At 68.7% G+C, this 20,716-nt stretch carries 21 protein-coding genes; 4 read left to right on the plus strand and 17 right to left on the minus strand.

The features are described from left to right. From pufL to AC1D29_RS23875, 10 genes are all read right to left on the minus strand, one after another. The gene (gene pufL, locus AC1D29_RS23830; RefSeq protein WP_477902128.1) at window positions 1–825 is read right to left on the minus strand and encodes a photosynthetic reaction center subunit L; all 825 of its coding nucleotides are present in this window, start codon (window positions 823–825) and stop codon (window positions 1–3) included. Window positions 826–942: 117 nt separating this feature from the next. Continuing rightward, window positions 943–1,128 (minus strand): light-harvesting antenna LH1, alpha subunit, encoded by a 186-nt coding sequence (gene pufA / locus AC1D29_RS23835; protein ID WP_394481591.1) that lies wholly within the window; start codon window positions 1,126–1,128, stop codon window positions 943–945. A gap of 11 nt (window positions 1,129–1,139) precedes the next feature. Next, window positions 1,140–1,367, minus strand: coding sequence for a hypothetical protein (locus tag AC1D29_RS23840; protein ID WP_477902131.1), 228 nt, complete (start codon window positions 1,365–1,367; stop codon window positions 1,140–1,142). 27 nt (window positions 1,368–1,394) lie between these two features. Further along, complete coding sequence (gene pufB / locus AC1D29_RS23845; RefSeq protein WP_130480664.1) at window positions 1,395–1,544, minus strand: light-harvesting antenna LH1, beta subunit; 150 nt, start codon at window positions 1,542–1,544, stop codon at window positions 1,395–1,397. A 96-nt stretch (window positions 1,545–1,640) separates the two neighbouring features. After that, entirely contained in the window at window positions 1,641–3,125 is a 1,485-nt protein-coding gene (gene bchZ / locus AC1D29_RS23850) for a chlorophyllide a reductase subunit Z (RefSeq protein ID WP_477902134.1), read from the minus strand. Further along, the gene (bchY, locus tag AC1D29_RS23855) at window positions 3,125–4,603 is read right to left on the minus strand and encodes a chlorophyllide a reductase subunit Y (protein WP_477902136.1); all 1,479 of its coding nucleotides are present in this window, start codon (window positions 4,601–4,603) and stop codon (window positions 3,125–3,127) included. The genes bchZ and bchY overlap by 1 nt, the downstream gene beginning before the upstream one ends. A gap of 2 nt (window positions 4,604–4,605) precedes the next feature. Continuing rightward, a complete protein-coding gene (locus tag AC1D29_RS23860) occupies window positions 4,606–5,625 on the minus strand; it encodes a chlorophyllide a reductase iron protein subunit X (RefSeq protein ID WP_477902138.1) in 1,020 nt (339 codons plus the stop codon). Continuing rightward, on the minus strand, window positions 5,622–6,575 hold the full coding sequence (gene bchC, locus AC1D29_RS23865; protein WP_477902140.1) for a chlorophyll synthesis pathway protein BchC: 954 nt from the start codon (window positions 6,573–6,575) through the stop codon (window positions 5,622–5,624). Before bchC ends, AC1D29_RS23860 begins: the two co-directional genes overlap by 4 nt. A gap of 104 nt (window positions 6,576–6,679) precedes the next feature. Next, window positions 6,680–7,825 (minus strand): methyltransferase, encoded by a 1,146-nt coding sequence (locus AC1D29_RS23870; RefSeq protein WP_477902142.1) that lies wholly within the window; start codon window positions 7,823–7,825, stop codon window positions 6,680–6,682. After that, entirely contained in the window at window positions 7,822–8,700 is an 879-nt protein-coding gene (locus AC1D29_RS23875; RefSeq protein WP_477902144.1) for a polyprenyl synthetase family protein, read from the minus strand. Before AC1D29_RS23875 ends, AC1D29_RS23870 begins: the two co-directional genes overlap by 4 nt. Before the next feature lie 93 nt (window positions 8,701–8,793). Here AC1D29_RS23875 and crtD point away from each other — a divergent pair, with 93 nt between their 5' ends. The 3 genes from crtD to AC1D29_RS23890 are packed head-to-tail and all read left to right on the plus strand — an operon-like array spanning window position 8,794 to window position 12,274. After that, on the plus strand, window positions 8,794–10,383 hold the full coding sequence (crtD, locus tag AC1D29_RS23880) for a 1-hydroxycarotenoid 3,4-desaturase CrtD (protein ID WP_477902146.1): 1,590 nt from the start codon (window positions 8,794–8,796) through the stop codon (window positions 10,381–10,383). Then, entirely contained in the window at window positions 10,380–11,282 is a 903-nt protein-coding gene (locus AC1D29_RS23885) for a carotenoid 1,2-hydratase (protein WP_477902148.1), read from the plus strand. Before crtD ends, AC1D29_RS23885 begins: the two co-directional genes overlap by 4 nt. Before the next feature lie 17 nt (window positions 11,283–11,299). Beyond that, a complete protein-coding gene (locus AC1D29_RS23890; protein WP_477902265.1) occupies window positions 11,300–12,274 on the plus strand; it encodes an NAD(P)H-binding protein in 975 nt (324 codons plus the stop codon). Between the two features lie 7 nt (window positions 12,275–12,281). Here the strand turns inward: AC1D29_RS23890 and AC1D29_RS23895 are convergent, their stop codons facing one another. The 5 genes from AC1D29_RS23895 to AC1D29_RS23915 are packed head-to-tail and all read right to left on the minus strand — an operon-like array spanning window position 12,282 to window position 16,770. Further along, window positions 12,282–12,728 carry a BLUF domain-containing protein gene (locus AC1D29_RS23895; RefSeq protein ID WP_477902150.1) on the minus strand — a complete coding sequence of 149 codons (447 nt, stop codon included), beginning with the start codon at window positions 12,726–12,728 and terminating at the stop codon, window positions 12,282–12,284. Between the two features lie 45 nt (window positions 12,729–12,773). Next, a complete protein-coding gene (locus AC1D29_RS23900) occupies window positions 12,774–12,920 on the minus strand; it encodes a hypothetical protein (protein ID WP_477902152.1) in 147 nt (48 codons plus the stop codon). Window positions 12,921–12,924: 4 nt separating this feature from the next. Continuing rightward, the gene (hemA, locus tag AC1D29_RS23905) at window positions 12,925–14,220 is read right to left on the minus strand and encodes a glutamyl-tRNA reductase (protein WP_477902154.1); all 1,296 of its coding nucleotides are present in this window, start codon (window positions 14,218–14,220) and stop codon (window positions 12,925–12,927) included. Then, the gene (locus tag AC1D29_RS23910) at window positions 14,217–15,257 is read right to left on the minus strand and encodes a phytoene/squalene synthase family protein (protein WP_477902156.1); all 1,041 of its coding nucleotides are present in this window, start codon (window positions 15,255–15,257) and stop codon (window positions 14,217–14,219) included. Before AC1D29_RS23910 ends, hemA begins: the two co-directional genes overlap by 4 nt. Beyond that, a complete protein-coding gene (locus AC1D29_RS23915) occupies window positions 15,241–16,770 on the minus strand; it encodes a phytoene desaturase (protein WP_477902158.1) in 1,530 nt (509 codons plus the stop codon). The genes AC1D29_RS23910 and AC1D29_RS23915 overlap by 17 nt, the downstream gene beginning before the upstream one ends. A 97-nt stretch (window positions 16,771–16,867) precedes the next feature. Between AC1D29_RS23915 and bchO the strand changes: the two genes are divergently transcribed. Beyond that, window positions 16,868–17,722, plus strand: a complete 855-nt coding sequence (gene bchO / locus AC1D29_RS23920) for an alpha/beta fold hydrolase BchO (RefSeq protein ID WP_477902160.1) — start codon at window positions 16,868–16,870, stop codon at window positions 17,720–17,722. Between the two features lie 222 nt (window positions 17,723–17,944). On the opposite strand, the gene AC1D29_RS23925 is transcribed toward bchO, so the two are convergent. Then, window positions 17,945–19,702, minus strand: a complete 1,758-nt coding sequence (locus tag AC1D29_RS23925; protein ID WP_477902162.1) for a magnesium chelatase subunit D — start codon at window positions 19,700–19,702, stop codon at window positions 17,945–17,947. Further along, window positions 19,693–20,712 (minus strand): magnesium chelatase ATPase subunit I, encoded by a 1,020-nt coding sequence (gene bchI, locus AC1D29_RS23930; RefSeq protein WP_477902164.1) that lies wholly within the window; start codon window positions 20,710–20,712, stop codon window positions 19,693–19,695. Before bchI ends, AC1D29_RS23925 begins: the two co-directional genes overlap by 10 nt. Window positions 20,713–20,716: the final 4 nt, after the last annotated feature.

The following is a 20,716-nucleotide window of genomic DNA, read 5'->3' on the forward strand; positions in this document are numbered from 1 at the left end:
TCACTTCCAGACCGGGAGGTTGAGCCACCAGCTCCACCATTCAGGCCAGCCCCGCGTCCAGAAGGGCCCGCTGATGACGATGCAAACTGCGCTCCAGAATCCGGCCGACAGCGCCAGGAAGAGCCCCAGCCGATGGATGCCCAGGGTGCCGATCGAGTAGCCGATGGTGTCGCGGAAGAAGGTGTTCTCGTGCTCGGCCGTCTTCACCGCCTGGCCTTTGCCCGGATTCGTGGCCGACAAGATCAGCGAACCGTGCAGCGACAGCGCAAAGGTGGTGGCGAAGAAGAAGCTCACCGCCAGCATGTGCGCCGGGTTGTAGTGGAAGTGCAGGTACTGGTAGCCGGTGTTGGACACCCAGTCCAGATGGCTCATGATCCCGTACGGGAAGCCATGCCCCCAGGCACCCATCAGCAGCGGCCGGATCACCGTCAGCGTGACATAGGCCAGGATGGCGACCGAGAATGCGAAAGGCACGTGATAGCCGATGCCAAGCTTGCGGCAGATCTCGACTTCACGCAGCGCCCAGGAGATGAAGGAGCCGGTGGCGCAGACAGTGATCAGCTGCCACAACCCTCCCTCCATCATCGGCGCCATGCCCAGCCCGTACTTAAGGTCGGGCGGCGCAATGCTGATCTGCCAGAGGTTCCAGGTGCCGCCCTGTGACGCGCCCCAGACGATCAGCAGGATGCCGACCAGCGAGAAGAACGCCGTCGTCACACCGAAAAAGCCGACGTAGAAGGGGCCGACCCAGAAGTCGAACAGGTCGCCTCCCAACAGGGTCCCACCGCGCACGCGGTACTTTCTCTCGAAGTTCAGCATAGACATGCTTGCCACCCCTGACAGCCGCAGCAAGGCAACGCCTCTGCGACTAAGTTCATTCGAGTGGGCACGCAGGCCGCGAGGCCGGCGCACCGCGAGTTGGGCCTCTCGGCCCGGCCAGGCCTACTTGGGAGCAGGCGCCGGCATAGCCGAGTTCTGGCTCACCGCCTGCGTGCGCGGTCCATCGAGCCAATTGAACTTGTTGGTACTGAGCAGCACGAAGTGAATTACCAGCGCCAGTACGAACAGGAAGGCAAACAACGCGACCAGCGCTCTGCGCGGGTCGAAAAGCAGCCAGATCTTCCACATGGTCATCTCTCCTAGTTAAGGTGCGACAGGAAGGTGTAGACACCCACCCGAACACCCTTGATCAGCGATCGCTCGCTCTCTGCGCCGGGGAACCACCTGCGCCATTTGAAGAACAGCAATTGCGCCGTCAGGGCCACACAGAACACGACGGCAAAGCTCAACAGAAACAGCGTCCCGTTGGCCATGCCGTCGTGCACAGAGGCGTGTACGTTGGCGGGCAAGGTGGTGGTCTGGGCCATGGTGGCTCCTTGATGCGCAGGTTCAACTCAAAGCCAGGGACGCCACATCCACACCAGCACATGGGCCACCACGGCTATTGCCGTGAAGCCGATGAAGCTGGACATGAAAATGCCGTGGAATTCCCGGGCTTCGTTCTCGGTCAGCCCGGATAACGAGCCTTTCCTTTCCTCAGCCATATCGTTAGCTCCTCGAACAGTGGCCTTTCGGCCGCACCGCGCAGCTCCCGCGCGGCAAGGACTTCCATGGCAGCAGGCCCACGGCAAGACTGAAATTCATGTGAGGACCTCGATGGCTACGGCGGCGAGTTGCCGCGTGTGGCCTTCGATGTCTTCGATGGCGACCGCCGGCGCTTCGCGCGCACGCGCAGCAAGCTCGGCCCGGTCACGCAAGCGCTTGGCCGCGGAGATGCGCACCAGCACGGGCTGCGCCTCCAGCAGCTCGTCCAGCAGCTCCTTGGCATCGACGCTCCAGTCCATCTCCGGCAGGGCGCGGGCCGGTGTGGCCTCCACGCGGTCGAGCTCGGTGCCCAGCGGCAGGATGTGGAAGAGCGCGTCGAAAAGCGCATTGCAGAACTCCTGCACCAGGTAGGTGGCGCCGGCGTACCCCATGAAAGGCGTGCCGGTGGCGCGGCGGATCAGCGCGCCGGGGAAGGAGGCGGGAATGAAGACGGGCTTCATCGGGCCCTTGGCGACAGCCTCGGCCAGATACATGCGCTCGTTGAAGCTGCCGTACATGACCAGCGGCGCCTTCTCATGGATGAGGGTGCGGATGGCGGCGTTGTCGGTCTTCTCGCCGGGCTTGCGGGCGACGGCGAAGTGGCAGGGCAGGCCCAGCTCGTCTTCGAAGAAGTGGCGCAGGCCGCGCGAGTAGGTTTCACTGGCCACGACGGCAAAGCTGGCCGTGGCGAAGAAGTCCTGCGTGACCGAGCGCCACAGGTCCCAGATCGGCTTGATCGTGGTGTGCTTCTCGCGCTCGATGAAGGGCTCGGGGTCCAGGTGCAGCAGCTCCCCGAGCTGGCGCAGGAAAGCGGTGGTGCTGTGCAGGCCGATGGGCGCCTGCAGGTACGGCCGGTCCAGTGCCTCGCACAGCAGGCGGCCGAACTCGCGGTACATGCAGACATTGGCGTCCGCGTCGGCCAGCTTGGCCACGTCCATCAGATGGCTGCCCAAGGGGAAGGCCATGTTGACTTCGGCGCCTATGCCCTCGATGAGGCGGCGGATCTCGTGCAGGTCGCTGGCGCTGTTGAACTGGCCGTAGCAGGGGCCGATGATGTTGACCCGGGGCTTTTCGCCTGCCGGCCGGTCGGCAAAGGGTTTGCGGGCCGGCACCTTCTTGACGCCGTATTCCGTCCACAGCCAGAACATCGCGCGGTTGGCACATTGCCACTGATCCTCGTCGATGGTGCGCGGCAGAAAGCGCTGGATGGTCGTGCCCTCCGGTGTCACGCCGCCGCCGATCATCTCGGCGATGGAGCCGGTGACGACGACGCTCGGCAGGTCGGGGTCCAGCGCGGCGTGGGCGCGCTTCATGGCGCCCTCGGTGCCTTCGCGGCCCAGCTGTTCCTCGGCCAGACCTGTGACGACGATGGGCAGCTCGTGCGGAGGCAGCGCGTCGGTGTAGTGCAGGACCGAGGTCACCGGCAGGTTCTCGCAGCCTACCGGGCCGTCGATGACGACCTGCAGGCCCTTGATGGCGGTGAACACGTAGACGGCGCCCCAGTAGCCGCCGGCCCGGTCGTGGTCGAGGACAAAGCTCACTAGATCATCTCCTCGGCCTTGCGGCGCTTCATGATCTTGATGACTTGGCGCCGCGTATCGGCGCGGAACTCGGGACGCAGCGCCGGCACCTCGGTCCAGACGCCGGCTCGGTCGCCCTGCCCTGTTTCGCCGAAGAACTCGCGCATGGTGTTGAAGCGCGCCTGGTTGGCAATGGCGCCATTGATGACCTGAGCCAGCGACCCCGCACCGGCCGGGCCCATCAGCGGCCGCGCCGAAATGAGGTTGGTGAAGTACAGCGATGGGATCGCCAGCTCTTTGCAGGCTTGCACAAGCGGCGTGGTGCCGATGGCGAGCTGCGGGCGGTGGCGGTGCACGGCGGCGAGGTCCTGCTCCAACGAGGCGCGGTACTGCACCTCGACGCCACGCGCTTCCAGCCATGTGCAATCCGGTTCGGACCACGGCGTGCGCGGGCAGGCTGTGCCGACGTAGGGAACGGTCGCACCGCTCTCGACGAGCAGACGCGCCACCAGCAGCTCGGAACCTTCATAGCCGCTGACCGTCACCTTGGCGTCGATGGGCGACTTGGCGAGCGCGCCGCGGATGGCGGGCAGGATGGCTGCAATCGCCGCTTCGACCTGGGCACTGGGCACCTCGGCGGCGTCGCCGATGGCGCGCAGCCACGCGGCTGTGCCGTCCGCACCCACTGGTGCCGAACCGACGACCGGCCGGCCAGCGGCCTGCAGCTCGCGCACGCTGGCCGTGTAGAAAGGATGGATTGCCGCAGCCACCGTGCAGTCCAGCGCGGCATACAGCTCGCGCCATTCGCGGGTGGGCACCGTGGGTCCGACCTTTAGGTCCAGCGGCGCCAGCAGCATGCCGATGACCATGGGGTCGGCCGGGAACAGCTCGCCCAGCAGGCTGACCGTTTTTGCTGCATCCATGCCCTGCTCGCGCCAGCCCTTGGGCGCTGTGACCGGGCCGGCCTCGGCCTCGCTGCGGGCGCGCTGCAGCATGGCGCCGGCCAGCACGTCCTTGGCCTCGGCATGCGTTGGAACGCCAAAGCCCGGCACGTCGATGCCGATGATTCGAACGCCGTTGATGACCTTGGGCAGCAGTTGCAGTGGCACGCCACTGGCGGTGGGCACGCACAGGTTGATGACCACCAGCGTGTCGAGCTTCTCGGGGTCTGCTTGGGCATGCACCGTGTCGCGGATGTCCTCGAACAGCTTGCCGGTCACCAGGCTCTCGCTGTTGAAGGGCACGTAGCCCACGCTGCGCTTGGCGCCGTAGAAGTGGGAGGTAAAGGTCAGGCCATAGACGCAGCAGGCCGAGCCGCTGAGGATGGTGGCCGTGCGACGCATGCGCAGGCCCACGCGCAGCGCGCCGAAGGCGGGGCACATGCTCTGCGGCTGATCGTGCGGGCCCTTGGGGTAGTCAGCCGCGTAGCGATCCAGCGTCTCGCGCGTGACAGCGCTGGTCGCCTGGGCGAGTTCGACGGTGGCGTGGCAGTTCGACATGATCAGGCAGCGTCGTAGACCACTTCAAGGGTCGGCTTGACCAGCTCGGTTTTGCCCACCATGTCGAAAAGGGTCGCTGGCTCCATCTGGAAGTCGCGCCCGGTCACCTCGGCAGAGAACAGGCCCAGCAGCTGGTCCTGGGTCTGCGGCTTGGGTCGCACCGGTAGCGCTTCGCCGACGTTGGTTGCCAGGGTCTCAAACAGCGAGGCCCATTGCGTACCGGGTCGACCGATGATTTCGTAGCTGGCGCTTTTGCGGCGGATGTCCTCGTTGGCTGGAATGGCGGCCAGCACGGGGATGCCCACTGCTTGGGCGAACGCGGTCGCCTCGCCGGTGCCGTCGTCCTTGTTGATCACCATCCCGGCCACACCAACATTGCCGCCCAGCTTGCGGAAATACTCCACCGCGCTGCAGACGTTGTTGGCGACGTACAGGCTCTGCAGGTCGTTGCTGGCCACGACGATGACCTTCTGGCACATGTCGCGAGCGATGGGCAGTCCGAAGCCGCCGCAGACCACGTCGCCGAGGAAGTCGAGCAAGACGTAGTCGAAGCCCCAGTCGTGAAAGCCCAGCTTCTCCAGCGTCTCGAAGCCATGGATGATCCCGCGCCCGCCGCAGCCGCGGCCGACCTCGGGGCCGCCTAGTTCCATTGCATAGACACCGTCGCGCTTGAAGCAGACATCGCCGATGGCAACGGCCTCGCCAGCCAGCTTCTTTTTGCTGCTGGTCTCGATGATGGTTGGGCAGGCCTTGCCGCCAAACAGCAGGCTGGTGGTGTCGCTCTTGGGGTCGCAGCCGATCAACAGCACCTTCTTGCCCTGCTGGGCCATCATGTAGCTGAGGTTGGCGAGCGTGAAGCTCTTGCCGATGCCGCCCTTGCCGTAGATCGCAATGATCTGCGTGGTCTTGGTGACCGGGCCGGAGGCGACCGCATCGGGCTCGATGGCGGCCTCGGCGCGCAAGGCGTCGGTGCGCGGCTGGAAGCGCACGGTGGCCTCAGCCGGGATCGTTGAGGTGCTCATGCGTGGTGTCTCCAGTCCAGAACCATCTTGAGACAGCCGGCGTCGTTGAACGCCTGGCTGTAGGCATTGCCGGCGTTCTCCGCCGGCTCGCTGTGGGTGAGCAGGCCGTCCAGCGACAGGCGTCCGGCATGCAGCAGCGCGTTGACGGCCAGCATGTCGGGCCTCTTCCACTCGGCTGCCACGCGGATGCGGGCCTCGCGCATGAAGGCAGGCGCAAAGTTCAGTGACAGCGGCTTGGCGTAGAAGCCCGCGAGCACCACCTCGCCGCCGAAGGCCAATCGGCTGATCAGGCTGTCGAGCAGGGCCGAGTCGCCGCTGACGTCGTAGATGGCCTTGTAGTCCCGACGCTTGTCGTCGTCCGGGTGCACGACGGCGTAGCCGACGGCGCCAGCGGCGCGGGCCGGGTTGGTTTCCCAGACGCTGAAGTCGGTGATGCCGGCCGCCACGTTCATGCGCGCCAGCAGGCGACCCAGCACGCCGTGGCCGACGATCAGGTCCGGCGGCGTGTGCGAGGCGCCCTGCCCGCCGCCGGCCACGCTGTGGTACGCGGTCGCGGCCAGGGCCAGCAGCACGGCCTGCTCGCCAAGCTTCTCCTCGACCGGCACGACCTTGTGGCCAGGCACCACCAGCCGCGACGCCGAGCCGCCGAACAAGCCCTTGACCTCGCCGAAGCAGCGCGCGCCAGGCACGAAGACCCGCTGGCCCACCCAGTTCGAACTGGCCGGGCCGACCGCCATGACGCGTCCGACCGCCTCGTAGCCCGGCACCAGCGGGTAGCCCATGCCCGGGAACATCGGCATCGTGCCAGTCCAGATGAGGCGCTCGGTGCCTGTGCTGATGCCGCTCCACTCCACCTCGATGACGACGTCCTCGTCCTCCATCGCCGGCAGGCGCAACTGGGCGAGGCTCAGGTGCTCGGGGCGGTCAATCACCACGGCCAGGGTGTTCATGCGAGCACCCTCCAGCAAGTTGCTCCGGCGGAGCGAGGAGCGGTGGTAGTGCTTGAAGACATGCGAGTCATCCTACGCTTACATAGCAAGACGTCAACTCAGATTTACACACGACCGGCACGCACCTCGGCCACCAGCACGCTGGCCTGCAAAGGCTGGTGGGTGCCGAGGCGGTGCACACCCCTAAAGCCGGCCTGGGTCAGCAGATCGCGCAGGCGCGCTTCGCTGCGCGGCTGCCCTCGCCCCATGGCCAGCAGGTAGAAGCCGAAATAAGCGTGGCCCATAGCCGCAGCCCCCGGCGTCTCGGCCAGCGGCTCGGCGAGCAGCAGTCGCCCTCCCGCAGGCAGCGCACGGCGCACCGCGCGCAACAGCTTCATGACCCGATCGTCGTCATGGTCATGAACGACGCGCACGAGCGAAATCAGGTCGGCGCCCGCCGGCAGTTCGTCGCGCAGGAAATCGCCGCCCTGAGCGCTGCAGCGCGAGGCCAGGCCCGCCTGTTCAAAGCGCTGCACCGCACGCGCCGCCACGCCCGGCAGGTCGAAGACCTGCACCCGCAGGCCCGGTGCAGCGCGCGCCGCCGCGCAGGCGAAGGCCCCATCGCCGCCGCCGACGTCGAGCAGGCAGCGGTGGCGTTGCAGCGGATAGGCCGTCAGCACCTGTTCAGCCACCAGCGGCTGGGAGACCGACATCAGCGCCGAATAGGTCGCGACCTCGCTCGGCGGCAAGGCGTCTGGCGCCTCGGCGCCCGCATAGGGCCAGTACCGTGCAAGTCGCCCCACGCTAGCGTCGCCGCGCAGCAACGCCAAGGGGTCTGCCAGGTCGCTGTACAGGGCCCCATGGTGCTCGACCATGGCCGCCAGCGCCGCATTGCCGGCCAGTGGCGCCCCCAGCGGTCCGAGGCCGAAGCGCCCCCTGGGACGAGGCTCCAGCAGGCGCAGCGACGCGGCGGCCAGCACCAGCCGCTCGGTAGCGGCCAAGGGCAGGTTCAGGCGCAGCGCGAGCGCCGCCAGGCTTTGCGGCCCCTCGGCCAGGAGCATGTCGAAGAGCCGCAGCTGCACGCAAGCCAGCAGCACCTGCGAATAGACGAAGCCGGCCACGAGGTCGAACACCTGGGCCGCACGCCTCTGGGCGAGCCATCGCGTCGGCAAGAAGGCCTCGGCCCAGCGGCGAAAGCGCGCGCTGCCCAGCAGCCGGTCACGCCAGGCCAGCGGGGCGTCGCTCCAGTGCGCGGCGGCCAAGGGCGTCATGCAATCGCAGCGACCCGCTCCACCAGCTGCTGCGGCACCAGGCGGTTGGCCTCCTGGCGGATCAGCTGGCGGAACTGCGAAGCGCCCGGGCAGACGGGCACGGTCAGCAGCGTGGCCTGCACCAGGCGATGGAACTCGGCCAGCGCGCCTTCCAGCCCCAGTTCACGCGCGGTGCTGGGCCGGTCCAGGGCGACGTCCTGGCCGCCGGGCTTTCCCAAAGCGTGGGCATCCAGCATCACGTCGCGGATGTCGTCCGCCACCTGGTAGGTCTGGCCCAGTTGCTCTCCCAACGCGCGCCAGGGTGCGCCGTCGGCCCCGGCGGCCTGGGCGCCAGCCATCGTGGCGGCAGCAAACAGCGCACCAGTCTTGGCCTGCTGGTAGTCGCACAAACTGATCTGAGGCTCGCATTCCCAGGCCTGGCCTGCAACGATGCCCATGGGCATGCCGACCCCCTGGGCGACGGTGCGCAACAACACCGGCAGCCGCGACAGATGCCGCCGCGCGCTGCCGCCCAGCACATCAAAGGCGGCCACGATCAGCGCGTCACCGGCCAGCACGGCCAGGCGCTCGCCGAAGGCCCGGTGGACCGACGGCAGGCCGCGCCGCGTTTCCGCTGCGTCGAAGCAAGGCAGGTCGTCATGGACGAGGGATGCACAGTGCAACAGCTCGATGGCGGCCGCCACACCGTCACTCAAGCCGGGGTCGTCTTCGCCACACGCCATCGCCACCGCCAGCGTCAACTTGGGGCGGATACGTGCGCCCCCCGGGAACACGGCGTGGCGCATCGCTGCTCCCAGCCTCGGCGGGTGCCCGGCCCCCAAACCGGGCGCCAGGCTGGCTCGAAGAGCTTGCTCGATTCGGTCGACTTGCGGCATACGGGCCTTTGCTTGACGGAATCCGAGGCCCTGTCGCCATCGAATTACATTAATATGTGTCAATCAGAATAGACACAAGCAGAAATCGCGTCAATGAGCTTGAATGCCCAGCCCCCACCTCTGCGGTCACGACGTGTGGTGGTGATCGGCGCGGGCGTGGGAGGACTCACGGCGGCGGCGCTGCTGGGGCACCAGGGCTTCGACGTAGAGGTCATCGAGCGGGCGGCGACGCCGGGCGGCAAGATGCGCCAGGTCGAGCTCGGGCCGCGGCGGCTGGACGGCGGCCCCACGGTGCTAACGATGCGCTGGGTGTTCGATGCGCTGTTCGAGCGCCTGGGCCAGTCGCTGGATCGGCATCTGCACCTGCGCCGCTGCGAGGTGCTCGCGCGACACAGCTGGAGCCCCGGAGAAACGCTTGACCTGTCGGCCGACCTGGAGCAGACCGTGGCCGCTATCGCGAACTTCAGCGGCGCGGCCGAGGCGGCACGCTACCGCGGGTTCTGCCGGCGGGCCGAAGCCGTCTACAAGACGCTGGACCGCCCTTTCATGCAAAGCAGCCGGCCCACGCCTGGCTCGCTGGCCTGGCGGGTGATGCGCCAGCAGGGCTTGAGCGGCCTGCGCCAGTTGCTGCGCATCTCCCCGTTCACCACGCTGTGGCGCGAGCTGGGTCGCTACTTCCACGACCCGCGCCTGCGGCAGCTGTTCGGCCGCTATGCCACCTACTGCGGCTCCTCGCCCTTGGAGGCGCCGGCCACGCTGATGCTGGTGGCGCATGTGGAGCGCGAGGCCGTCTGGCAGGTCGAGGGCGGCATGTTCCGGCTGGCCCAGGTGCTGGCGGCCTGCGCCCAGCAGCAGGGTGTGCGCTTCAGCTATGGCAGCGAGGCGCACCGGCTGTTGATGAACCAGGGCCGCATCAGCGGCGTGGAGCTCATGGATGGCCGGCACCTATGCGCGGACGCCGTGCTGTTCAATGGCGACGCCCAAGCCCTCAGTCGCGGGCTGCTCGGCGAGCCGGTGCTGCAGACCCTCCGCGACAACCGGCACAGGCCACCCTCCTTGTCCGCTCTGACCTGGCACTTCGAGGCGGAGGCCAGCGGCACCGAGCTGACCCACCACAACGTGTTCTTCGGACCGCCAGCAAGCTACCAGGCCGAGTTCGAGAGCATCGCCTGCGGCCGGCTGCCCGAGGCGCCGACCGTCTACGTCTGCGCCCAGGATCGCACTGGTGATGCACGACCCTCACGCCACGGCGCGCACCAAGCCGAGCGGCTGATGGCCCTCGTCAATGCCCCCGCCGCCCATGGGCGCCACCTCACCGAACCGGAGATCGCGCGATGCGAAGAGCAAATGTGGACCCAGTTGAGCCGCGCGGGCTTGCGCTTGAAGCCCGGCTCGCAGGCGCCGGTGCTGACCCGCCCGCGGGACTTCGCGCAGATGTTCCCGGGCAGCGACGGGGCGCTGTATGGCCCGGCAGCCCAAGGCTGGCGGGCGAGCTTCTCGCGCCCGGATGGCCGCACGCCGGTGCCCGGGCTGTTTCTAGCGGGGGGCTCCGTGCATCCGGGGCCGGGTGTGCCGATGGCGGCCCTGTCGGGCCAGTTGGCCGCCGGGCAGATCTGCGCGGCCCTGCGTTCGACGTCGCGCTCACCGGCGGTGCTTATGCCTGGTGGTACGTCGATGCGTTGAGCGACACGCAGCCCGACGGCAGCGCCTATGCACTGACGCTGATCGCCTTCATCGGCAGCGTGTTCTCGCCCTATTACGCCAGGGCGCGGCGGCGTCTGGGCGATGCCGGCGTGCGGCCGCAGGGGCATTGCGCGCTCAATCTGTCGCTCTACCGCCGGCCACCAGGCCGCAGGCACTACGAGCGGCTGTGGGCCATGACCGAGCGCGGCGAGCAGCAGCTGCAGCGCAGCGAGCGCCTGTTGCAGATCGGCACCAGCCGCCTGGCGTGGGGCGCCGATGGCGACCTGCACATCGACGTCAACGAATGGACGGCGCCCTGGCCGCAACGCCTGCGCGGCCACATCCATCTGCAGCCGCAGCAGTTGCCAAGCAAGGCTTTCACGCTGGACGCCGCCGGCCGCCATCAATGGCAACCGATCAGTCCGCGCGCCCGCGTCGAGTTGGACTTCAACGTCCCGCGGCTGCGCTGGCAGGGCGATGCCTACCTCGACGCCAACCGGGGCACACGGCCGCTGGAGCGCGACTTCGACAGCTGGCAGTGGTCGCGCTGCACAAGGGGCGACGCGGGCAGCCATGTGCTCTACGAGTTGCAGGGCACCGACGGCGCCGAGCGGGCGCTGGCGCTGGACTTCACGGCCCGCGGCGGCATCCAGGCCCTGCCCCTGCCGCCGCGGCAGGTTCTGCCCGCCACGGCCTGGGGACTGAACCGCAGCAGCCGCGCAGGTCGCCCCCCCGAACTGATCACCACCCTGGAGAGCGGCCCGTTCTACAGCCGCTCGCTGCTGCGCGCCCCGGAGGACGGGTCGCTGGCCGTGCACGAGAGCCTGTCGCTGCGGCGCTTCAGCCAGCCCTGGGTGCAGGTCCTGCTGCCTTTCCGCATGCCGCGCCGGGCCTGCTGATGCCAAAACGCGTCTTCATGCTAGGCGCCACGGGCACCATCGGTCAGGCGACGGTGCGCGCGCTGCTGCGCCGCGGCCACGAGGTCGTCTGCTTCGTGCGACCGCGCGCCGGCGTCGGCGGGCGCCTGCACGAGCACGACACGCGGCAGTTGCTGGCCGGCGCAACGGTGCGCTTCGGCGACGTGGGCGACCCGGTGTCCCTGGCCCAAGCCGGCATGCGCGACGAAGGCTTCGACGCCCTCGTCTCCTGTCTGGCCTCACGCACCGGCGTACCGCGCGACGCCTGGGCCATAGACCACCGGGCTCATCTGCACGCGCTGGCGGCGGCCCAGCAGGCCGGAGTGACGCAAATGGTGCTGCTGTCGGCCATCTGCGTCCAGAAGCCCCTGCTCGCCTTCCAGCAGGCCAAGCTTGCCTTCGAACGCGCACTGGTCGACTCGGGCCTGGCCTACTCCATCGTGCGGCCCACGGCCTTTTTCAAATCGCTCTCCGGCCAGATCGAGCGTGTGAAGCGAGGCAAGCCCTTCCTCGTTTTCGGGGACGGCCGGATGACGGCCTGCAAGCCCATCAGCGACGGCGACCTGGCCGACTATCTGGCCGACTGCCTGGAAGTGCCCGAACGCCGCAACCGCGTGCTGCCAATCGGCGGCCCCGGCCCGGCGATCACGCCGCGCGAGCAGGGCGAGTTGCTGTTCGCGGCAATGGGGCTGTCGCCGCGTTTCAAGTCGGTCCCGGTGGGCCTGCTCGACGTCATCATCGGCACGCTGGCGGTACTGGGCCTCGTGGCGCCGAGGCTGGCAGAGAAGGCTGAGCTGGCGCGCATCGGGAGGTACTACGCGACCGAGTCGATGCTGATACGGAACCCTTTGACGGGGCACTACGACGCGGCAGCAACGCCATCGACGGGCCGCCAAACCCTGTCGGGCTTCTATGCCGGGCTGGCAAGCGGTGCCCAGGGGCAGCCCGAGCGGGGAGATCACGCCGTGTTCTGACGAGGGTTTAACACGCGGGGCGCGGGCCAACGTCCATCAAGACGTGCAAGATGCAATTCAAGACCTGAAGCGCTTTTTGACGGTCCAGACGCATGGTCTCCAAGGTCTCGGGGAGTTCGGCTCGCGCGCCCAGGCCCGCCCACTGCGCCACCTGCGCCGAGGTGGCGCTGACATAGGCCATCCGCCAGTCAGCGAACACCGCCATGGCAACGGCCTGGGACTGAAGGACGGTGACGGTTTCGTGGCGGAGATCGGCGCAGATTCTTTGCATCAGGCTTTGCACCGCCTCTGCTTCGCCCTCAAGCGCTTGCACAAACGACCCGTCCACGTATACCAACGCGCCTGTGATGCCCGAGCCGGCATTGTTGAGTTGCGCCCGCTCGAGGATGTCTTCCAGGTCCTCTTGCTGCATGGGCGTCGAGGACATTGACGAATAGATCACCTGATAGGGCATGGAGGTCCCAAGGTGTTGCACTTCATCCCTGGTCCAGCGCTGCAGCTACTCATCCTGATCACCTCGTTCAAGCAGCGCCCGCTTTTGCGCCTTGCGCCATTTCCACCAGCCCCACCACTGCCATCCGGCCAGGCCCAGGATCACGCCGAACACCAGCAGCAACTCGATCAGGCCGAACCAGCGCGACGGCACCGTCTCAGTCCCGCGCCGCCGTCGGCCTGAGGAAGAGCCGCTGCACAGATTCCATCCACTGCTGGTGTGCAGGGCCGGCGCTGCCATGCAACTCGCTCAGCGCGCCGTGCAGCATCTTGCGAGTCAGTGCCGCGGACAGGGTCTCCATCACAGCGTCGACGTCCGTGCCCTTGGCAAGCGCACGCCGCGCCTTGGCGAGTTCCGCCTGGCGCCAGTCCTCGGTCTGGCGCTGCAGGGCCTGGATCAACGGCACGCTGGCGCGCTGTTCCAGCCATTGCGCAAAGCTGTCCACGCCCGCACTGACGATGGCCTCGGCCTGCTGGACGGCAGCCTGGCGGCGCTCGCCGCCGGTCTGCACCTGGCGGGCCAGGTCATCCACGGTGTACAGGAAGACATCATCCAGACGCGCCACCTCGGGCTCGATGTCGCGCGGCACGGCCAGGTCAAGCATCAGCATGGGCCGGCGCTTGCGGGCCTTGAGCGCACGCTCGACGGCCCCCAGGCCGATCAGCGGCAAGCTGCTGGCGGTGCAGCTGATGACCACGTCGAACTCGTGCAGGCGCTGCCCCAGCTCGGCCAAGGGCATTTGGTGGGCAGCCAGTCTCCTTGCCAGGCGCTGGCCGCGCTCAAGACTGCGGTTGGCGACCGTCATCTGCAGCGGGCCCTGCGAGGCAAAGTGGGTGGCGACCAGGTCGATCATTTCGCCGGCACCGACGAAGAGCACGCGGGTGCCGTGCAGTTCTTCGAACAGCTGCAGCGCCAGGCGCACCGCTGCCGCCGCCATGCTGACTGCGTGGGTGCCGATCTCGGTGCTGCTGCGTACCTCCTTGGCCACTGCAAAGCTGCGCTGGAACATCTGGTGCAGGGTGGTGCCCAGAGCACCGGCGCTGCCGGCCTCGCGCACGGCGACCTTCATCTGGCCCAGGATCTGTGGCTCGCCCAGCACCATCGAATCCAATCCCGCCGCCACTCGGAAGGCATGCCGCGCGGCGTCGGTGCCTTGCAGGTAATAGCTGTGGCCACGCAGATCGTCTGGGCTGGTGGCGCCCTGCGTGGCCAGCCACTCGATGGCCGGCTCGGCCAGCTCCAGCGCGTGGCGAGGGCAGGCGCTCGGCGGCAGGCCGATGTAGAGCTCGGTGCGATTGCAGGTGGACAGGATGGCCACCTCGGGCTCGGCGCGCGCGAGGTGGCTGCGCAGCCCCTGCACGCTGCGGCCCAGCGCCTCCAGCGGAATGGCGAAGCGCTCGCGCAGGTCAAGCGGTGCGCTGCCGTGGTTGAGCCCCAGCGCAAGCACGCTCATGCCGCGCTCCGACCCCAGTGGGTCTCGCGATCCTGGCGACCCAGACGGTCGAACAGGTTGATGACGAAATCGATCTTGCGGCCCGGCGCGGGACTCGGCGTCGCCGCCACGGCGGCAAGCAGCGGCCGGCTGGCAGCCAGCGGCGGCTCCATCAACCGACCCTGCCCAGGCCACAAGCTCACGGCCGCCCGCAGCAGCAGGCGCTGCTTGCGCCGCCTCGGCACCACGGCCCGGCGGTTGACCGAATCGCAACCGGCGCGCGCCACCTCGTGGCCGACGGCGGCATACATCAGACGGGCGGCGTTGATGCCGGGGCGGCAGGTCAGCGGCAGGCTGGCGACACCTGCAGCGGCTCGGGCGTACAGCCCGTCAGCCGCGTCCAGCAGGCGTTGCACCACGCTGGCCAGTGCGGGCTCGAAGCGCGGTTCGGCCAGCCAGGCGACAGGGTCCAGGCCCGCCTCACGCAGCCACTGCCGCGGCAAGTAGAGGCGCCCCATGGCAGCATCTTCGCCAACGTCCCTCGCGATGTTGGACAGCTGCATGGCCACGCCCAGGTCGCAGGCGCGCGCCAAGGCCTGCGCGTCGCGCACGCCCATCAGCAGGCTCATCATGGCGCCCACCGTGCCGGCTACGCGGGCGGCGTAGTCCTGCAGTTCGTCGAGCGTCTCGTACTCACGGTCTTCGAGGTCCCAGGACAGCCCTTCCAGCAGCAGGTCCAGCAGGTCGCGCGGGATGGCATAACGGGCCACGACGGCGGACAGGGCGCGGTCAGCAGCCACTGGCTGAGGGCGCCCCTCGAAGACGCGATCAAGCCGACGGCGCAGTTGGTTCAGCGCCAGGCGGTGGCCACCGCCGACATCGACCGTGTCATCGGCCAGACGGCAAAAGCCATAAAGCACGGTGGCCGGTGCGCGCACGCTCGGCGGCAACAGCAGCGAGGCGGCATGGAAGGTCTTGGAATTGCTGGCCAGGCTGGCGCGGCAAGCGGCGAGGTCGGCCTCCAGCAGCGGCGGGCAGGTGTCATGCGGATCGGACATGGGCAAAGCCCTCCTCGGCCAGGGATGGATTGGGGCACGGCAGATCGCGGGCATGCGGCACGATGGCGTCCAGCACGCGGGCAGACGACAACACGCCGGGCAGGCCGGCGCCGGGATGGGTGCCGGCACCGACGAGGTAGAGGCGGTCAACCTCTTCGCTGCGGTTGTGCGGGCGGAACCAGGCGCTCTGCGTCAGCACTGGCTCCAGCGCGAAGGCCGCGCCCTTGTAGGAGCTGAGCTGGTCCTGGAAGTCCTTCGGCGTCAGCATCAGCGAGCTGACCACCTCGTCCTCCAGCCCCGGCAAAAGCGTCTCGGAAAGCCGCCTGGCAATCGCCGCGCGATACGGCTCGGCGCGCTCGCGCCAGTCGACGCCGGCGTCCAGGTGCGGCACCGGGGCCAGCACGTAGAAGGTGTCGCAGCCGGGCGGGGCGAGGCTGGGATCGGTAGCCGTGGGTCGGTGCAGGTAGAGGCTGAAGTCGTCGGCGAGATGCTTCTTCGTGAAGATGTCATCCAGCAGGCCCTCGTAGCGCGGGCCGAGCGAGATGGTGTGGTGGGCCACATCGGGGTACTGGCGTCGGGTGCCGAAGTACCAGACGAAGAGACTCATCGAATAGCGAGCCTTGGCGATGCGCTTGTCGGTCCAGCGGCGCCGGTAGCGGGCCGGCAGCAGGTGCTTGTAGGTCCAAGCAGAGTCAGCATTGCAGACCACTACATCGGCGTCCAGACGCTGGCCGGTGCGCAGGCGGACGCCGCAGGCGGCACCGCGCTCGACAAGGATCTCGTCGACCGCATGGTTGCACAGTACGCGACCGCCCTGCCCTTCGATCAGGCCGACCAGGCCACGCACCAGAGCCCCCGTGCCGCCCATCGCGAAATGCACGCCGAAGCGGCGCTCCAGGAAGGCGATCAGGCAGTACACCGAGGTGGTGGAGAAGGGGTTGCCGCCCACCAGCAGGGACTGGAAGGTCAGCACCACGCGCAGCTTCTCGTCCTTGACGTGCCTGCAAGCCAGGCCGTAGACGGTGCGGTAGCCCTCCAGCTTGAGCAGATCGGGCAGCACGCGGGCCATGTCAGTCCAACGCTCGAAGGACACATGGCCCAACTGCTCGAAGCCGACCTTGTAGATCGCCTCGCTGGCGGCCAGGAAGCGCTCGTAGCCTGCCACGTCGCTGGGGGCCAGCCGGGCGACTTCGGCGCGCATCGCGTCGGCGTCCCCGCTGTAGTCGAACACCGTGCCATCGTCGAAGCGCACGCGATAGAAGGGGCTCACTGGTCGCAGGTCGACATCGTCGGCCAGACGCCGGCCGCACAGGGCCCAAAGCTCTTCGAACAGGAACGGCGCCGTGATGACCGTCGGACCCGCATCAAAGGTGAAGCCGTCCTGGCGGTGCACCCGTGCCCGCCCCCCGGGCGTCGGCAGTTGCTCCAGCACCGTGATCCGATAGCCGCGTGCGCCCAGCCGCACTGCTGCGGCCAAGCCTCCAAAGCCGCTGCCGATGACGAGCGCGTGCACCCGCCGTTCGGGTGCAGAGGGGCTCGCAAGTGACGCGCTTTGTGTCAACATGGCTTGATACTATGCCTGTCTAGTTTAGTTGACAATCGGATTTGACATGCCCGTCGACACGCCCACGGCTGCCCATGCGGCCGGCCTGAGCTGGCGTCTTCGCCGTCGTGGCCGTGCGGGCGCGACGCGACTGCTGCTGTTGCATGGCACGGGGTCATCGGGGCGCTCGTGGGAGGCATGCGCGCCGGGCCTCGAGGCCGATTTCGACATGCTGATTCCCGATTTGCCGGGTCACGGCGGCACCGAGCCCTTTGCCGATCGGCAGGCCAGCCTGCCCCGCATGGCGCAAGCCCTGGGCGAACTACTGGAAAGCCTGGCCTGGCCACCGACTCTCGCAGCTGGCCACTCTGCGGGGGCGGCCCTGATGGTGCAGCTGGCGCTGGACGGCGGCCTGCCGCAGGCACGCGGCCTGCTGGCCGTCAATGGTGCGCTGCAGCCCCTCCCTGGCGTGCTCGGGGCCGTCGCGCCGGCTGTAGCGCGCTGGGCGGCGGGCCGCCGCTGGCTACCCGCCTGGGTGTCCCGTCACGCCGCCGAGCCGCGCGCCTTCCAGCGCCTGATGGCCTCCACCGGTTCGCACCTGGACGAGGCCGGTCTCGCCCACTACCGCGCCCTGCTGGCGCAGCCTGGCCACGTACAAGGCGTGCTGGACATGCTCGCCGGTTGGCGCGTAGATCAATTGCAGCATCGGCTGCACGAACTCCAGCTGCCGCTGTGGCTGGTGGCGGGGCTGGCCGATCGCACCGTAGCGCCCGTGCAGTCGCTGGAACTGGCGCGGCGGCTGAAAGGCGCACGCTTCGTGCCGCTGGCGCGGCTGGGACATCTGGCCCACGAAGAAGCGCCGGCCGCCATCGCCGCGGTGCTGCAGGAATTGCGCGTTGGCACCGCGCCACCAGAGACCTGAGAGCCCTGCTCCGAGCGGTGCAGCGCTGTGGCGGCGCGGGAACCCCGCTTGCCACATCGAACTCCCGCTTTTGAAGGAGCTGACATGACTGCCGCATTGATTCCGACATGGATTCTTGGCGCCCCGCTGGTGCTTGCCATCCTCGACTACTTGCGCACGCCCAAGCCGAACTGAGCTCGGCGCTCCACGGTCAATCTCGTTCCGGGTGAGTGTGCAGGGGAATCACAGCGCCCGCGCCACCGCCGCGTGCACCTGGCTGGCCTGGCCGTGCGGTAGCGGCACGTAGCGCGCACCCAGGGCCTGGGCGAGCGCCATGGCGGCGGGTTCCGGCCGGGACGAGGTGTCCAGCAGCAAACTGGCCAGGCCGTCGGCGCGCAAGCGCTGGGCGGCGGCCAGTGCGTCCTGCATGGCGGCGCCACGGCCGGGGCTGCCGTCGCGGGCGATGTTGGCGCGCGCGTCGGTCAGGAAGACAAGCACCGCGCGGCTACCTTCGCGCGATCGCAGGCGGCTGCCCAGCAGCCAGGCGGCGTCAATGCCGGCCGCCAGTGGCGTGCCGCCACCGCCGGGCAAGCCCGACAGCGAGCGGCGCGCGCGCACCAGGGAGCGGGTGGGGGCGAGCAGGGTCTCGGCGCCGCTGCCGCGGAATGCAATCAGCGCCACGCGGTCGCGTCGCACATAGCAGTCAGCCAAGAGCAGCTCGACCGCACCCTTGGCCTCGGCCAATCGATTGAGCGCTTGCGAGCCGGAAGCGTCGACGACGAAGACGGTGGTCGTCTCGTTGGGGCGCTGGTAGCGCTTGATGTGGAAATCGTCGCGCCTCAGCAGCAGGCGGGCGACTGCCGGGCCCAGGCCTTGCTGCTCGCGCTCCAGCAGCCGCAGCCGTTGCCAGGGGATGGCGGCGCGCATCGTGGCGAGCAGGTCAAGCCGGCTGCCGGCGCGCAGGCTGCCGCGCCGTGAGGCGAGCGGCCGGCCGCTTTGGGCCGGGCGCGTGGCGGCACCACGACGGCCGGCGCCTGCACCGCCCTTCGTCGGCGCGCCGGCCAGGCTGGCTAGCAGGCCCGGTGGAATCGCAGCTTGGGTGGCGGCGATCATCTGCTCCTGCAGCTTCTTGGCTTGCTGCTCACCGTCAATGGGATCGGGAGACGCAGCATTGCCGGCTTCGCATTCAGTCGGATTCGGCTCTGACAGCGATGCTGACTCGGGCTCTGGCGCCGACTCACCATCGGCCTGCGACTGCGGCAAGGCCCGCGCGCGTGGCGCCAGCACCAGCCGTGCGGCCAGTTCGGCATCGGCCTGGGTCACTCCACCGCGCCCCGCGATGGCCGCCGCCGCACATGCCGCGCGCCAAGCCTGCCAGGAGGAACGCAGCGACGTGAGGCCTATGGCAGCTGCCGTACCGCACAAAGCTTGCACGGTCGCATCGTCATAGGGAATGCGACCCAGGCGTTGCCGAGCTCCAGCCAGGTCAAACGGCAAGTCCCGACCCTCGTCCAAACCGTCCAAACCCGCCGCCAGGTCCGGACCGGCCGGGCTCGCGATCAGCGCCAGGCGCTCCAGCAGGCTGGCGGCCATTGGCTCTTCGGCCTGCTCGCCCTCGTCCAGGGCCACGACGCAAAAGCGCGAAGCGCCCTGCTCCAGCGCGGAAGCCAGTTTGGCCGCCAGCCCGGCGTCGACCCGCTCGGCCATGGGCAACAGCAGCACGCCGCCATCGGTTTCAGCGAGCAAGCCGGCCTGTGTCACCGGCCGCCCGGCGGCCAAGCTCAGGCCTAGGTCCAGCCCGCCAAGCAGGCGCTCATCGTCGATCTGCAGCGTCATGCGTCGCCAGGGCGCGCCTTCAGGCAAGGCGCGGCGCAAGGTGGCCAGCAACGCATCACGAGCCGGACCGGCCGGGCCTCGCAGACACAGGCCGCCCAGGCCGTGCGGGTCCACCGCCAGCAGGCAGACAGCCTGCAGCCCTGCATCGAGCGCGGTCAGGTCCACAGTTCTGCCACCGCGCGCTCGATGCGTTCGCCCGAGCCGGTGTCGTCCAGCGGGTTGCGGCGCAGCCGATGGCGCAGGGCCGGCACCGCAATCTCGCGCAGATGCTCCTGCGTGACCTCGGGGGCGGCCTGCAACGCAGCCAGCGCACGAGCGGCACGCATCAGCGTCAGCTCGCCGCGCAGACCGTCGCTGCCGACGGCAATGCACAACTCAGCGGCACGCTGCAAGACCGCATCGCTGACGGCCAGATCCGAAAGGCGTTCTCGAGCCTGCAGGATCTGCCGGCGCACCTTCAAGTCCTGCTTGGTCCACAGCGTGGCGAAGGCGACCGGGTCGCGCTCGAAGGCATCACGGCGGCGCACGACCTCAACACGCTCGGTGATCGCTGTCGGTGTCTTTACCTCGACCGACAGACCGAAGCGGTCCAGCAGCTGCGGCCTCAGCTCGCCCTCCTCGGGATTGCCACTGCCCACCAGCACGAAGCGCGCCGGGTGGCGCACGCTCAGGCCCTCGCGCTCGATGACGTTCTCGCCCGACGCGGCCACATCAATGAGCAGGTCGACAAGGTGGTCCTCCAACAGGTTGACCTCGTCGATATAGAGAAAGCCCCGGTGCGCCTTGGCCAGCAGACCGGGCTCGAAGACCTTGATGCCTTGCGAAAGCGCGCGCTCCAGGTCCAGGGCACCGAGCACGCGGTCCTCGGTGGCGCCCAGGGGCAGGTCGACCACCGGTACCGGCAACTCCTCGGTCTTGAGCCGCGCGCCGGCCTTCAGCCGGGTGCAGTCCTCGCAGGCGGACGACGCAGCGGGGTCGCAGTGGTAGCGACAGCCCTGCACGGCGCGCATCCGGGGCAGCAGCGCGGCCAGGCCGCGAACTGCCGTGGACTTGCCGGTCCCGCGGTCGCCCAGCACCAGCAGGCCCCCGATGGCAGGCTCGACGGCCGCGATCAGGATGGCGCGCTTCATCTCATCCTGGCCGACGATGGCCGAAAAGGGAAACGGTGTACTCATCGCG

It is taken from the genome of Roseateles sp. P1_C6 (genome assembly GCF_056406315.1).

Coding starts and splice junctions, on each gene's coding strand:
- pufL (WP_477902128.1), bottom strand. CDS start 825: ATGTCTATGCTGAACTTCGAGAGAAAGTACCGCGTGCGCGGTGGGACC.
- pufA (WP_394481591.1), bottom strand. CDS start 1,128: ATGTGGAAGATCTGGCTGCTTTTCGACCCGCGCAGAGCGCTGGTCGCG.
- AC1D29_RS23840 (WP_477902131.1), bottom strand. CDS start 1,367: ATGGCCCAGACCACCACCTTGCCCGCCAACGTACACGCCTCTGTGCAC.
- pufB (WP_130480664.1), bottom strand. CDS start 1,544: ATGGCTGAGGAAAGGAAAGGCTCGTTATCCGGGCTGACCGAGAACGAA.
- bchY (WP_477902136.1), bottom strand. CDS start 4,603: ATGTCGAACTGCCACGCCACCGTCGAACTCGCCCAGGCGACCAGCGCT.
- AC1D29_RS23860 (WP_477902138.1), bottom strand. CDS start 5,625: ATGAGCACCTCAACGATCCCGGCTGAGGCCACCGTGCGCTTCCAGCCG.
- bchC (WP_477902140.1), bottom strand. CDS start 6,575: ATGAACACCCTGGCCGTGGTGATTGACCGCCCCGAGCACCTGAGCCTC.
- AC1D29_RS23870 (WP_477902142.1), bottom strand. CDS start 7,825: ATGACGCCCTTGGCCGCCGCGCACTGGAGCGACGCCCCGCTGGCCTGG.
- AC1D29_RS23875 (WP_477902144.1), bottom strand. CDS start 8,700: ATGCCGCAAGTCGACCGAATCGAGCAAGCTCTTCGAGCCAGCCTGGCG.
- crtD (WP_477902146.1), top strand. CDS start 8,794: ATGAGCTTGAATGCCCAGCCCCCACCTCTGCGGTCACGACGTGTGGTG.
- AC1D29_RS23890 (WP_477902265.1), top strand. CDS start 11,300: ATGCTAGGCGCCACGGGCACCATCGGTCAGGCGACGGTGCGCGCGCTG.
- AC1D29_RS23895 (WP_477902150.1), bottom strand. CDS start 12,728: ATGCCCTATCAGGTGATCTATTCGTCAATGTCCTCGACGCCCATGCAG.
- hemA (WP_477902154.1), bottom strand. CDS start 14,220: ATGAGCGTGCTTGCGCTGGGGCTCAACCACGGCAGCGCACCGCTTGAC.
- AC1D29_RS23910 (WP_477902156.1), bottom strand. CDS start 15,257: ATGTCCGATCCGCATGACACCTGCCCGCCGCTGCTGGAGGCCGACCTC.
- bchO (WP_477902160.1), top strand. CDS start 16,868: ATGCCCGTCGACACGCCCACGGCTGCCCATGCGGCCGGCCTGAGCTGG.
- bchI (WP_477902164.1), bottom strand. CDS start 20,712: ATGAGTACACCGTTTCCCTTTTCGGCCATCGTCGGCCAGGATGAGATG.